The 12,378-nt window shown below is 67.8% G+C and carries 15 protein-coding genes; 14 read left to right on the forward strand and 1 reads right to left on the reverse strand.

Annotated features, from left to right (window positions below; translation table 11 throughout):
• The first annotated feature begins 31 nt into the window (after window positions 1-31).
• From ACZ6JE_RS10000 to ACZ6JE_RS10055, 12 genes are all read left to right on the forward strand, one after another.
• Complete coding sequence (locus ACZ6JE_RS10000; RefSeq protein WP_243215124.1) at window positions 32-709, forward strand: L-threonylcarbamoyladenylate synthase; 678 nt, start codon at window positions 32-34, stop codon at window positions 707-709.
• Window positions 706-1,986 carry an MraY family glycosyltransferase gene (locus ACZ6JE_RS10005; RefSeq protein ID WP_320478307.1) on the forward strand — a complete coding sequence of 427 codons (1,281 nt, stop codon included), beginning with the start codon at window positions 706-708 and terminating at the stop codon, window positions 1,984-1,986. Before ACZ6JE_RS10000 ends, ACZ6JE_RS10005 begins: the two co-directional genes overlap by 4 nt.
• Entirely contained in the window at window positions 1,983-2,411 is a 429-nt protein-coding gene (locus ACZ6JE_RS10010; RefSeq protein WP_192058120.1) for a hypothetical protein, read from the forward strand. Before ACZ6JE_RS10005 ends, ACZ6JE_RS10010 begins: the two co-directional genes overlap by 4 nt.
• Window positions 2,412-2,617: 206 nt before the next feature.
• On the forward strand, window positions 2,618-3,424 hold the full coding sequence (gene atpB, locus ACZ6JE_RS10015) for a F0F1 ATP synthase subunit A (protein ID WP_192058118.1): 807 nt from the start codon (window positions 2,618-2,620) through the stop codon (window positions 3,422-3,424).
• A gap of 56 nt (window positions 3,425-3,480) precedes the next feature.
• Entirely contained in the window at window positions 3,481-3,714 is a 234-nt protein-coding gene (gene atpE, locus ACZ6JE_RS10020; protein ID WP_043594505.1) for an ATP synthase F0 subunit C, read from the forward strand.
• A gap of 20 nt (window positions 3,715-3,734) precedes the next feature.
• Entirely contained in the window at window positions 3,735-4,295 is a 561-nt protein-coding gene (locus tag ACZ6JE_RS10025; protein ID WP_192058115.1) for a F0F1 ATP synthase subunit B, read from the forward strand.
• A gap of 2 nt (window positions 4,296-4,297) precedes the next feature.
• Window positions 4,298-5,092, forward strand: coding sequence for a F0F1 ATP synthase subunit delta (locus ACZ6JE_RS10030; RefSeq protein ID WP_192058113.1), 795 nt, complete (start codon window positions 4,298-4,300; stop codon window positions 5,090-5,092).
• A 61-nt stretch (window positions 5,093-5,153) separates the two neighbouring features.
• Window positions 5,154-6,791: a F0F1 ATP synthase subunit alpha gene (gene atpA / locus ACZ6JE_RS10035; RefSeq protein ID WP_192058112.1), complete on the forward strand. Its 1,638-nt coding sequence runs from the start codon at window positions 5,154-5,156 to the stop codon at window positions 6,789-6,791.
• Between the two features lie 43 nt (window positions 6,792-6,834).
• Window positions 6,835-7,734 (forward strand): F0F1 ATP synthase subunit gamma, encoded by a 900-nt coding sequence (locus tag ACZ6JE_RS10040; protein WP_464318857.1) that lies wholly within the window; start codon window positions 6,835-6,837, stop codon window positions 7,732-7,734.
• Window positions 7,735-7,773: 39 nt separating this feature from the next.
• A complete protein-coding gene (atpD, locus tag ACZ6JE_RS10045; RefSeq protein ID WP_192058108.1) occupies window positions 7,774-9,234 on the forward strand; it encodes a F0F1 ATP synthase subunit beta in 1,461 nt (486 codons plus the stop codon).
• Between the two features lie 2 nt (window positions 9,235-9,236).
• Entirely contained in the window at window positions 9,237-9,497 is a 261-nt protein-coding gene (locus ACZ6JE_RS10050; protein WP_192058106.1) for a F0F1 ATP synthase subunit epsilon, read from the forward strand.
• A 22-nt stretch (window positions 9,498-9,519) separates the two neighbouring features.
• Complete coding sequence (locus ACZ6JE_RS10055; RefSeq protein WP_243215129.1) at window positions 9,520-10,305, forward strand: YaaA family protein; 786 nt, start codon at window positions 9,520-9,522, stop codon at window positions 10,303-10,305.
• On the opposite strand, the gene ACZ6JE_RS10060 is transcribed toward ACZ6JE_RS10055, so the two are convergent.
• A complete protein-coding gene (locus tag ACZ6JE_RS10060) occupies window positions 10,275-10,835 on the reverse strand; it encodes a methylated-DNA--[protein]-cysteine S-methyltransferase (protein WP_464318858.1) in 561 nt (186 codons plus the stop codon). The two genes, ACZ6JE_RS10055 and ACZ6JE_RS10060, sit on opposite strands and share 31 nt — an antisense overlap.
• 115 nt (window positions 10,836-10,950) lie before the next feature.
• On the opposite strand from ACZ6JE_RS10060, the gene ACZ6JE_RS10065 reads away from it, so the two are divergent.
• The gene (locus tag ACZ6JE_RS10065; RefSeq protein WP_464318859.1) at window positions 10,951-11,511 is read left to right on the forward strand and encodes an FHA domain-containing protein; all 561 of its coding nucleotides are present in this window, start codon (window positions 10,951-10,953) and stop codon (window positions 11,509-11,511) included.
• Window positions 11,508-12,308 (forward strand): PP2C family protein-serine/threonine phosphatase, encoded by an 801-nt coding sequence (locus ACZ6JE_RS10070; RefSeq protein WP_243215131.1) that lies wholly within the window; start codon window positions 11,508-11,510, stop codon window positions 12,306-12,308. The genes ACZ6JE_RS10065 and ACZ6JE_RS10070 overlap by 4 nt, the downstream gene beginning before the upstream one ends.
• The last annotated feature ends 70 nt before the right edge of the window (window positions 12,309-12,378 follow it).

Genomic DNA, 12,378 nt, shown 5'->3' on the forward strand with positions numbered 1-12,378 from the left:
CTGCGGTCCGTCGCACTACTATCGACAGGTCATGGCCTCTCTCTACGACTGCTCCGTCGACTCCGAACTGCTCGCCGGCATGCGCTTCGCGCGCGCCGCCATCGGGCGCGGTGAGCTCGTCGTCCTGCCCACCGACACGGTCTACGGCGTCGGCGCCGACGCGTTCGACCCCGCCGCGGTCCAGCGCCTGCTCGACGCGAAGGGTCGCGGGCGTCAGTCGCCGCCGCCCGTGCTGATCAAGGGGCTCGACACGCTCGCGGCCCTCACCGAGTCCGTCCCCGACGTCGTGCGGCCGCTGCTCGACGAGTTCTGGCCCGGGCCGCTGACGGTCATCTTCCGCGCGCAGCCCTCCCTCACCTGGGACCTCGGCGAGACCCGAGGCACCGTCGCCCTGCGCATGCCGAGTCACCCGCTGGCCCTCGAGCTGCTCGAAGAGACCGGCCCGCTGGCCGTCTCGAGCGCGAACCTCACGGGTCGGCCCGCGGCGACGACGGCGGCCGACGCCCGCGACATGCTCGGCGACTCGGTCTCCGTCTACCTCGACGCCGCCGCCGTCGGTTCGGACTACGAGCGGCGCCCGGGGGCGAACACCGGCTCGACGATCGTCGATGCGACCGCCGCCGAAGACGGCGTGCTCCGGATCGTCCGGCACGGCGTGCTCGCCGACACCGAGATCACGCGCGTCGTCGGAGTCGACGCGATCGCGTGAGGTACTACCTGCTCGCGATGGCCATCGCGGCGGCGGTCAGCTTCGTCATGTCGGTGGTGGCCTGGCGGGTCGGCCTCAAGTACAAGATCTATCCCACCATCCGCGAACGCGACGTCCACAAGACGCCGACCCCGCGACTCGGCGGCGTCGCGATGTACGCCGGTGTGGTCGTGGCGCTGCTCTCCGCCTGGCTGATCTTCCCCCTAATCTCCGGTGTCGACTACTTCCGCCTCGTGTTCGCCGACGCCGGTCCGCCGCTGGCGATCATCGCGGCGGCGACGATCATCGTCGTCATCGGCGTGGTCGACGACCTCTACGACCTCGACTGGATGACGAAGCTCGCCGGGCAGATCATCGCAGCGGGGGTCCTGGCCTGGCAGGGCGTCCAGCTGGTCTCGCTTCCCCTCGGCGGCAGCCTGGCCATCGGCTCGCCCTACATGTCGCTCATCCTCACCATCCTCGCGGTGGTGCTCGTGATGAACGCCGTCAACTTCATCGACGGACTCGACGGTCTGGTCGCCGGGGTGGCCATCGTCGCCAACGGCGTGTTCTTCGTCTACAGCTTCGTCATCTCGATCACCATCGGTCAGACCGAGTACTTCAACCTGGCGGCGCTGATCTCCGCCGTGCTGATCGGCGCCTGCCTCGGCTTCCTGCCGCTGAACTGGCACCCCGCCCGACTCTTCATGGGCGACGCGGGCGCCCTGCTCACGGGGCTCCTCATGGCGACGAGCGCCATCTCGGTGACGGGTCAGATCGACCCGGCGCAGATCTCACGGACGGCGCTCCTGCCGGCCTTCATCCCGATCCTGCTCCCGTTCGCCATCCTCATCGTGCCGCTGCTCGACTTCGGGCTCGCGGTCCTCCGCCGGGTGAGCGCCGGCAAGTCGCCCTTCAGCGCCGATCGGAAGCATCTGCACCACCGCCTCCTCGACATGGGCCACTCGCATTTCCAGGCCGTCCTGATCTTCTACGCCTGGACGGTCGTCGTCGCCGTCGGCTGCCTGATGTTCCTCTTCGTCAAGCCCACGTACTTCGTCATCGTGTTCCTCTGCGTCGGGCTCGTGGCCTGCACCGCCGCGACGCTCGCGCCGCTCAGCCGACGCAAGCGCGTCGAGATGGCCGTCCAGACGACCCCGCGTGACGATCTCGAGGTCAGCGCATCCGGTCGCTTCGACCCGCTCGACGAAGCGGCCTCCGCGCTCGACCCCGCCGACACCGACACGGCCGCACAGGCCGCCGTCCCGGAACTCTCACCCCCGAAGGAACGACCATGAACGACGCCCGATCGATCTTCGTGCAGGTGCTGCGCTACACGGCCGTGCTGGCCCTCGTCATCGCCGTCGTCGGAGGAGGCGCGGGTTACCTCGCCGCCGGCACCGACGGCCTGTACAGCGCCCTGCTCGGAACAGCCCTCGCCGTGCTCTTCGCGGGCATCACGGCCGCCAGCATGCTCGTGGCGATCCGCTTCGAGCTCGCCGCCTTCTTCGGCATCGTGATGGGCGCGTGGCTCCTCAAGCTCGTCATCTTCATCGTCCTTCTCGTGCTCGTGCGCGATCAGCCGTTCGTGGACGACGTGGTGCTGTTCCTGTCGCTCGTGGTCTCGATCATCGGGACGCTCGCGATCGACGCCCTGGTGGTCGTGAGGGGGCGTCTGTCGCACGTGAGCGACGCGTCGCTGCCCCCGGCGCCACGCGACTGACAGCAGACCCTTGCAGACCTGCCAGCGAACACTGCAGCGGGTGAAATAAGCTCAGCCGATTCGTCTCTGCGGTCCATACCTTGGTAGGGTTATCTCCGTTCCCCGGCCGCGATTCTCTGCGGGTTATCGGATGACAAACCCACCAATCGTCGCGACACTTCAGGGTGCTCGCCCCGACACAGGAGATAGCGCTGATAGCGAACGCTGTGAACCTGCTCTCCGCCGCCGATGCCGGCCACGGAGACGGGGGATTCCACGCCCCGACTCTTGACGAGTTCTTCCCGCCCGCCATCTTCTTCGAGGGCACGCCCTTCGAACTGAACCGCATCATGCTGGTCCGCCTCTTCGCGATCGCCGTCATGCTGCTGCTGTTCTGGCTGGCTCTCCGCAAGGGCCGGCTCATCCCGTCCCGTGGGCAGAGCATCGCCGAACTGGGCCTCGACTTCGTCCGCATCCAGATCGTCGAGGAGATCCTCGGCGAACGACTCGGTCGCAAGTACCTGCCGATCCTGGCCGCGATGTTCTTCGGCATCTTCGCGATGAACATCACCGGCATCATCCCGGGGCTCAACATCGCCGGCACGTCCGTCGTCGCCATGCCGCTGCTGCTGGCCGTCGTCGCGTACATCATGTTCATCTACGCCGGCATCCGCGAGGCGGGTACGGGCACGTTCTTCCGCAACGCGCTCTTCCCGCCCGGTGTCCCGTGGCCGATGTACATCCTGCTGACGCCGATCGAGTTCATCAACATCTTCATCGTGCGTCCGATCTCGCTCGCCCTCCGACTCCTGTTGAACATGATGGTCGGACACCTCCTGCTGGTGCTCTGCTTCGCGGCGACGCACTTCTTCTTCTTCAGCATGAGCGGCGGGTTCATGGCCTTCGGCGCCCTGACCCTCATCGGCGGCTTCGTGATGACCATCGTCGAGATGGCCGTCGCGATCCTGCAGGCCTACGTCTTCACACTCCTCGCCTCGGTCTACATCCAACAGGCTGCGGCGAAAGAACACTAAGAACGACGACGGCGTCCGTCGACCGACGGACACCGCCCAACCGGAAGGAAACACAAGTGGACACCACCACGATCCTCGCTGAGATCAACGGCAACATCGCGACCGTCGGCTACGGCCTCGCTGCGATCGGCCCCGGTATCGGTATCGGCATCGTCGCGGGCAAGACCGTCGAAGCCATGGCTCGTCAGCCCGAGCTCGCCGGCCGCCTCCAGGTCACCATGTTCCTGGGTATCGCATTCACCGAGCTGCTGGGCTTCATCGGCCTCGCCGCCGGCTTCATCTTCTCCTGATCAGTTAGGACGACACACCGATGATCGAGACGATCCTCGCGGCCGAAGGCGGCGCGCCCGAAGGGGCTGCCATCTTCTTCCCCGCCGATTACGACATCCTCTGGTCCCTCGTCGTCTTCGTGGTCATCGCTGCGTTCTTCGGGATCTTCGCGATCCCCAGGTTCCGCAAGATCCTCGACGAGCGCGCCGAGAAGATCGAGGGTGGCATCAAGCACGCCGAGGCCGCTCAGGCCGAGGCCGCCGTGGCCCTCGACGAGTACAAGAAGCAGCTCGCGGACGCTCGGGCCGAGGCTGCGCGCATCCGTGAGGCGGCGCGTGCCGAGGGCAACGAGATCCTCGCCGAGATCAAGCAGCAGGCTCAGGCCGACGCCGATCGCATCACAGCATCTGCACACGCCCAGATCGAGGCCGAGCGCCAGGCCGCCGTGGCCTCCCTCCGGGCCGAGGTCGGATCGCTCGCGATCGACCTCGCGTCGGGTGTCATCGGCGAGTCGCTCAACGACGACGCCAAGGCGTCGGCAGTCGTCGACCGCTTCCTGGCCGACCTCGAAGCCGACCAGAACGCTAAGGCGGGCAGCTGACGATGGGTTCCATGTCCCGAGAGGCCCTCGGGTCGGCACGGTCCGTCCTCTCCGATCTGGGTGGGGCGGCCGACCTGGCCACCGGCGAGCAGTTGCTCGACGCTGGCCGGGTCATCGGCGGCTCGGTGCAGCTGCAGGCCTACTTCGCCGATCCGTCGACAGACGTCGTCGTCAAGAAGCAGCTCGTGGACCGGCTCTTCGGCTCGTTCTCCGAGGCGGCACGGGCCCTGCTCGTGTCGGTCGTCGGCAGTCGGTGGTCGTCGTCCCGCGATCTGCTCGCCGGCATCGAAGAACTCGGGTTCCGGGTGATCGCACTCAGCGCCCCCGGCGACAGCGGCATCGAGAACGAGCTCTTCGCGTTCGACGCCGTCGTCCGATCCGACGCTCAGCTGGAGCTGGCCATCGGAACCAAGCTCAGCGACGCGTCGTCGAAGGCGGGCCTCGTCCAGCGTCTGCTGGGCGACAAGGCGAGTCCTCAGACGCTCGCCATCGTGTCGCACCTCGTGCGCCAGCCTCGCGGTCGGCGCATCGGCGAGCTGCTCCGCACGGCCGCCGACATCGTCGCCGACCAGTCCGACCAGCTCGTGGCCACCGTGACGAGTGCGACCCGGCTCGACTCGTCGCACGTCGCTCGTCTCGAGGCGGGGCTCGCGCGCCAGTTCGGGCGTAATCTCCGCATCAACCAGGTCATCGACCCGGCCATCATCGGCGGTCTGCGTGTGCAGGTCGGCGACGAGGTCATCGACGGGACCGTCGCTACGAAGCTGAGTCTCCTCCGACTCCAGCTCGCCGGTTAGACGCGACCTCCCCCACACAGACTCGAGGCCTCCTGAAGCCTCGCTACGAATAGGAATCACAATGGCAGACATCAAGATCAGCCCCGATGAGATTCGCGACGCGCTGAAGGACTTCGTCTCGTCGTACGACCCGTCGAAGGCCTCCACCACGGAGGTCGGCCACGTCACGGACGCCGCCGACGGCATCGCGCACGTCGAGGGTCTCCCGGGCGTCATGGCGAACGAGCTCATCCGCTTCGCGGACGGCACCCAGGGCCTCGCCCAGAACCTCGACGAAGACGAGATCGGCGCGATCGTCCTCGGCGAGTTCTCCGGCATCGAAGAGGGCATGGAGGTCACCCGTACGGGAGAGGTCCTCTCGGTCCCCGTCGGTGACGGCTACCTCGGCCGCGTCGTCGACCCGCTCGGCGCCCCGATCGACGGACTCGGCGACATCGCGACCGAGGGTCGTCGTGCTCTCGAGCTCCAGGCTCCCGGCGTCATGCAGCGCAAGTCGGTCCACGAGCCCATGCAGACCGGCATCAAGGCCATCGACGCCATGATCCCCGTCGGCCGCGGCCAGCGTCAGCTGATCATCGGCGACCGCCAGACCGGCAAGACCGCCATCGCCATCGACACCATCATCAACCAGAAGGCGAACTGGGAGTCCGGCGACGAGACCAAGCAGGTGCGCTGCATCTACGTGGCCATCGGTCAGAAGGGCTCGACGATCGCCTCCGTCAAGGGTGCGCTCGAAGAGGCCGGCGCCATGGAGTACACGACCATCGTCGCCGCTCCCGCCTCCGACCCCGCCGGCTTCAAGTACCTCGCGCCCTACACGGGCTCGGCCATCGGCCAGCACTGGATGTACAGCGGCAAGCACGTCCTCATCATCTTCGACGACCTGTCGAAGCAGGCCGAGGCGTACCGCGCCGTGTCGCTCCTGCTGCGTCGTCCGCCGGGCCGCGAGGCGTACCCCGGCGACGTCTTCTACCTGCACTCGCGTCTGCTCGAGCGTTGCGCGAAGCTCTCCGACGAGCTGGGTGCCGGTTCGATGACGGGTCTGCCCATCATCGAGACCAAGGCGAACGACGTGTCGGCGTACATCCCGACCAACGTGATCTCGATCACCGACGGTCAGATCTTCCTGCAGTCCGACCTGTTCAACGCGAACCAGCGCCCCGCCGTCGACGTCGGCATCTCGGTGTCGCGTGTCGGTGGTGACGCTCAGGTCAAGTCGATCAAGAAGGTCTCGGGCACGCTGAAGCTCGAACTGGCGCAGTACCGGTCGCTCGAGGCGTTCGCGATGTTCGCATCCGACCTCGACGCTGCCAGCCGTCGCCAGCTCGCCCGTGGTGCGCGTCTGACCGAGCTGCTCAAGCAGCCGCAGTACTCGCCCTACCCCGTCGAAGAGCAGGTCGTCTCGATCTGGGCCGGTACCAACGGCAAGCTCGACGAGGTCCCCGTCCCCGACATCCTCCGGTTCGAGCGCGAACTGCTCGACTACATGGGTCGCAACACCGACGTGCTGAGCAAGCTGCGCGACACGAACGTGCTGAGCGACGACATCGTCTCGGCCCTCGACTCGGGCATCGACTCGTTCAAGCAGGAGTTCCAGACGGGTGAGGGCAAGCCCCTCGCCTCCGTCGGGCGCGAAGAGTTCACGGCCACCGACGCCGACGACGTCAACCAGGAGAAGATCGTCAAGACGAAGCGCTGACGCGCTCTTCGACGATCACGACTGACGAGACAACAGGAGAACAATGGGAGCCCAACTCAGGGTCTACCGACAGAGGATCCGCTCGGCGCAGACGACCAAGAAGGTCACGCGCGCCATGGAGCTCATCTCCGCGTCGCGCATCCAGAAGGCGCAGGCGCGGATGAAGTCCTCGGGTCCGTATTCGCGGGCCATCACGCGGGCGGTGTCGGCGGTGGCGACGTTCTCGGACGTCGATCACATCCTCACCACCGAGCCCGCGACGATCGAGCGCGCTGCGATCGTCGTCTTCACGTCCGACCGTGGTCTCAACGGCGCGTTCAGCTCGAACACGCTGAAGGAGAGCGAGCAGCTCGCCGAGCTGCTGCGCAGCCAGGGCAAGGACGTCGTCTTCTACATCGTCGGTCGGAAGGCTCAGAACTACTTCGCCTTCCGCAAGCGCGATGCGGAGCATATCTGGACGGGCAACACCGACCAGCCCGAGTTCGCGACGGCGAAGGAGATCGGCGACGCGGTCGTCGGCAAGTTCCTCACCGAGGCGGCCGAGGGCGGCGTCGACGAGATCCACATCGTCTACAACCGCTTCGTGAACATGGTCAGCCAGGTCCCCGAGGTCGTCCGGCTCCTTCCCCTGGAGGTCGTGGAGGGCATCGAAGAGCCTGCTGACGACGAGGTGCTCCCGCTCTACGACTTCGAGCCGGATCCGACGGAGGTGCTGGACGCGCTTCTGCCCGTCTACATCGAGAGCCGCATCTTCAACGCCATGCTCCAGTCCGCGGCTTCCGAGCACGCGGCCCGTCAGAAGGCCATGAAGGCGGCGAGCGACAACGCCGACACCCTCATCCGCGACTTCACCCGTCTGGCGAACAACGCCCGACAGGCCGAGATCACGCAGCAGATCTCCGAGATCGTGGGCGGCGCCGACGCCCTCAGCTCGGCCAAGTAGATCTGCACCCCAGTTTCATCATCCGAAGAGAGAGAAGCCATGACTGACACCGCAACCGCGCCGGTCGCGACCGAGTCGGCTCCCGGCGTCGGGCGAATCGCCCGGGTCACGGGCCCCGTCGTCGACATCGAGTTCCCGCACGACGCCATCCCGGGCGTCTACAACGCGCTCAAGACCACGATCACCATCGGCGACACGACCAGCGAGCTGACGCTCGAGGTCGCGCAGCACCTCGGTGACGACCTCGTCCGCGCCATCGCGCTGAAGCCCACCGACGGCCTCGTCCGTGGCCAGGACGTCACCGACACGGGCGGCCCCATCTCCGTTCCCGTCGGCGACGTCACCAAGGGCAAGGTCTTCAGCGTCACGGGCGACATCCTGAACCTCGAGGGCGACGAGCAGATCGAGATCACGGAGCGCTGGCCGATCCACCGCAAGCCCCCGGCCTTCGACCAGCTCGAGTCGAAGACGCAGCTCTTCGAGACCGGCATCAAGTCCATCGACCTCCTGACCCCGTACGTCCAGGGTGGGAAGATCGGCCTCTTCGGTGGGGCCGGCGTCGGCAAGACCGTCCTCATCCAGGAGATGATCCAGCGCGTCGCACAGGACCACGGTGGAGTCTCCGTGTTCGCCGGTGTCGGTGAGCGGACCCGCGAGGGCAACGACCTCATCGCCGAGATGGAAGAAGCGGGTGTCTTCGACAAGACGGCCCTCGTCTTCGGCCAGATGGACGAGCCGCCGGGAACGCGCCTCCGTGTCGCCCTGTCGGCGCTGACGATGGCGGAGTACTTCCGCGACGTGCAGAAGCAGGACGTCCTGCTCTTCATCGACAACATCTTCCGCTTCACGCAGGCCGGCTCCGAGGTGTCGACCCTCCTCGGTCGCATGCCCTCCGCCGTGGGCTACCAGCCGAACCTCGCCGACGAGATGGGCGTCCTCCAGGAGCGCATCACCTCGACCCGTGGCCACTCGATCACGTCGCTGCAGGCCATCTACGTGCCTGCGGACGACTACACCGACCCGGCCCCGGCGACGACCTTCGCGCACCTCGACGCCACGACCGAGCTCTCCCGCGAGATCGCATCGCAGGGTCTGTACCCCGCGATCGACCCGCTGACCTCGACCAGCCGCATCCTCGACCCCCGCTACCTGGGCGATGCGCACTACAACACGGCCATCCGCGTCAAGGCCATCCTCCAGAAGAACAAGGAGCTCCAGGAGATCATCGCGATCCTCGGTGTCGACGAGCTCTCCGAAGAGGACAAGATCACCGTCTCGCGCGCCCGTCGCATCCAGCAGTTCCTCTCGCAGAACACGTACATGGCGAAGAAGTTCACGGGTGTCGAAGGCTCCACCGTGCCTCTGAAAGAGACCATCGAGTCGTTCACGGCGATCGCCGACGGCGAGTTCGACCACGTGGCGACCCAGGCGTTCTTCAACGTCGGCTCGATCTCCGACGTCGAAGAGAAGTGGGCTCAGATCCAGAAGGAGAACGGCTGATCGTGGCTGCTCTCTCAGTGAGCGTCGTCTCGGCCGACCACGAAGTGTGGTCGGGCGAGGCGTCGTCGATCGTCGCTCGCACCGCCGAGGGTGAGATCGGGATCCTCCCGGGTCACGAGCCCATCCTCGCCATCCTGGCCACGGGTCAGGTGCGCGTCCGGTTGTCCGACGGCACGACCGTCGAGGCCACCGCCGACGACGGGTTCCTGTCCGTCGAGAACGATACGGTCACCGTCGTCGCGCGCAACGCGCAGCTCGTCTGACCCGTTCGTCCTCCGCTACACCGTGCTGTTCCTGCTGCCCCCGTCCGAGACGAAACTCGACGGGGGCAGCAGTGCGTCCAGGCTCGAACTCGACGGCCTCGCCTACCCCGGCCTGACAGGCGTGCGTCGTGACGTGATCGGGCGCCTGTCGCTGTTGGCATCCGACGACGTCGCGGCCCTCTCCGCTCTCAAACTCGGCCCCCGGCAGCTTCACGAAGTCGTCCGCGATCGCGAGATCGAGACCTCTCCGACCATGCGCGCACTGAGCCGATACACGGGTGTGCTGTTCGACCCTCTCGATGCCGCGCGCCTGTCTCCGGCCGCCTGGCAATGGGCCCACCGCCACATCCTCGTGCACTCGGCGCTCTTCGGACCGGTGCGTGCCACCGATCTCATCCCCGCGTACCGGCTGTCGCACGACTCCCGACTGCCCGGTGCGTCGCTCCGATCGACCTGGCGCCGACCCGTCTCGGAGGTGCTCGACGACGCCGGCGAATTCGTCGTCGACCTGCGCTCCGAGGGGTACGTCGGGCTCGGGCCCGCGGGCGACCGATCCACCTACATCCGGGTCGTCTCCGACGCAGGCGGTCGTCGGCGGGCGCTGAACCACTTCAACAAGAAGTCGAAGGGGCTTCTCATGGCGGCGCTCCTCGCCGATCGACCGACGCTCGAGACCGCCGTCGACTTCTTCGACTGGTGCCAAGACAACGAGATCGTCGTCGAACCCGGCCACGAGACCCTGCTCGTCGCCGAGACGCTGCTCGAGCGGGAGTCCGTTCAGGTGACCGGCACCGGGCCCTCCCGATAGACGATCCCCTCATGACGGAGCAGCCACTGCTTCGTCTCGACTCCGCTCCCCACCGTGTATCCCGTGACGCCGCCGGTGCGCCCGAGGACGCGATGGCAGGGGATCAGCAGGGGCAGGGGGTTCGCCGCGACGGCCCCGCCGACGGCGCGACCGGCCTGCGGGCTGCCGATCACACCGCCCAGGCGGCCGTAGGTCGTCGTCTCGCCCCACGTGACGTCCGTCAGCGCCGACCATATCGAGCGCTGGAACATCGTGCCGGTCATCCGCAACGGCAGATCGAACCGCCGACGGTGACCGGTGAAGTAGTCGCCGAGCTGACGTCGGGCAGCATGCAGCAGAGCGTCCGGTCGTTCGTCGAGATGATCGTGGGGGAGCGGCCCCGTTCCGGCGACGACGACGCGTTCGACGGCGAAGTGCCGGGAGACGATCTCGATGCGGCCGATGGGGCTGTCCAGTCGGACGAAGCCGACGTCGTCCTCCACGCGGTCGTCGTCCGGTGGGAGCGGAGGCACGAGGACGAGGTCAGGCATGGCGTCACCGTAGGAGGCGCACAGGGGGGCGGGGCGGGACGCGGGCGGGGGTGTGGACGGATCGCGTCGATCGGCGTCGGTGGAGGAGACGACCGGGGGCGCGACCGGCGCTAGCGTGTCTGACGAGGCGACCCGCGCCTCCTCGGCTGCCCGACGGAAGGACGACCGCGTGCGATCCGACGATCCCGACCGGGGCGAGCACCTCGACGACACCGTGCTGTCCCGGCTCGACGACACGGTGCTCCGACGCACCGACCGTCGAGGGTCCGCGGCGGTCGGTGCCGAGACGCGGGCGCCGGCGCCACGCCGCCTGTCGGGCGTCGTGATCGGGGACAGCGTCTTCCGGCTGGACGGACCCGTGATCGTGGGCCGCCGCCCCACGGCTCCCCGGGTGGTGCGCGGAGCCGCACCCCGGCTGGTGTCCGTCCCGTCTCCGACGCACGAGGTGTCGGGCAGTCACGTGGAGTTCCGGCAGGACGGCGACGTGGTGGTGGTCACCGATCTGCGGTCGACCAACGGCACGACCGTGAGGTCGCCGGCGCGGCTTCCGGTGAGACTTCGGCAAGGCGAGTCGACCGTGGCGGTTCCAGGCACGATAGTTGACCTAGGCGACGGGAACTCCCTCGAGATCGTCGCCCCTCTCAGATCAACCGCTCAGGAAGAACCCCACACGTGACAGAGCTCGGCCGCCCGACGACCGCCCACACCGTGACCGTCGGCGACGACTCGGTCGTCCTCGACTGGGCCGGTGCGACCGACGTGGGGCGCAGGCGGGCCCACAACGAAGACAGTCTCCTCGCGGAGTCGCCGTTCTTCGTCGTCGCGGACGGCATGGGCGGGCACAGCGCCGGCGACGTGGCGAGCGACGCCGTCGTGCGCCGCATGCTCGAGGTGTCCGAGGGCGCGACGGCCTCGACCGACGACGTCGAGGAGGCGCTGCGCCGTGCGACGGCGGACATCGCTGTCGCGGCGGAGGAGACCGAGCTCGGCGTCGGGACGACCGCGACGGGCGCCGTGCTGACGCACGGCGACGAGGGCTTCGAGTTCACCGTCTTCAACGTCGGCGACTCGCGCGTGTACCTCCTGCACGAGGGGCGGCTCCACCAGGTCACCGTCGACCACTCCGTGGTCCAGGAGATGGTGAACGCCGGTCTGCTCAAGGCGGAGGACGCCGAGGGCCACCCCGACAGCAACGTCATCACCCGCGCCGTCGGGTTCGACACCGACCAGGAGCCGGACTACTGGCGGGTGCCCGCCCGACCCGGCCTGCGCCTCCTCGCCTGCTCGGACGGGTTGACGAAGGAGCTGTCCGGTCAGCGCATCGAGGAGATCCTGGTCGACGTGAGCGATTCGCTCGCGGCGGCCGGCGCACTCGTCGATGCCGCCGTCGAGGCCGGTGGGCGCGACAACGTCACAGCGGTGGTCATCGACGTCCGTGCCGCGAGCGAGGCCCTCGGCGCGACCGACGAGTGACCCGGGTCGCGGTCCACCGCGTCGAGGTTCATCGATCCCTCCCCAGAAGTGGGGGAGGGCGCGGCACCCC

This window comes from Frigoribacterium sp. AC759 (genome assembly GCF_979256015.1).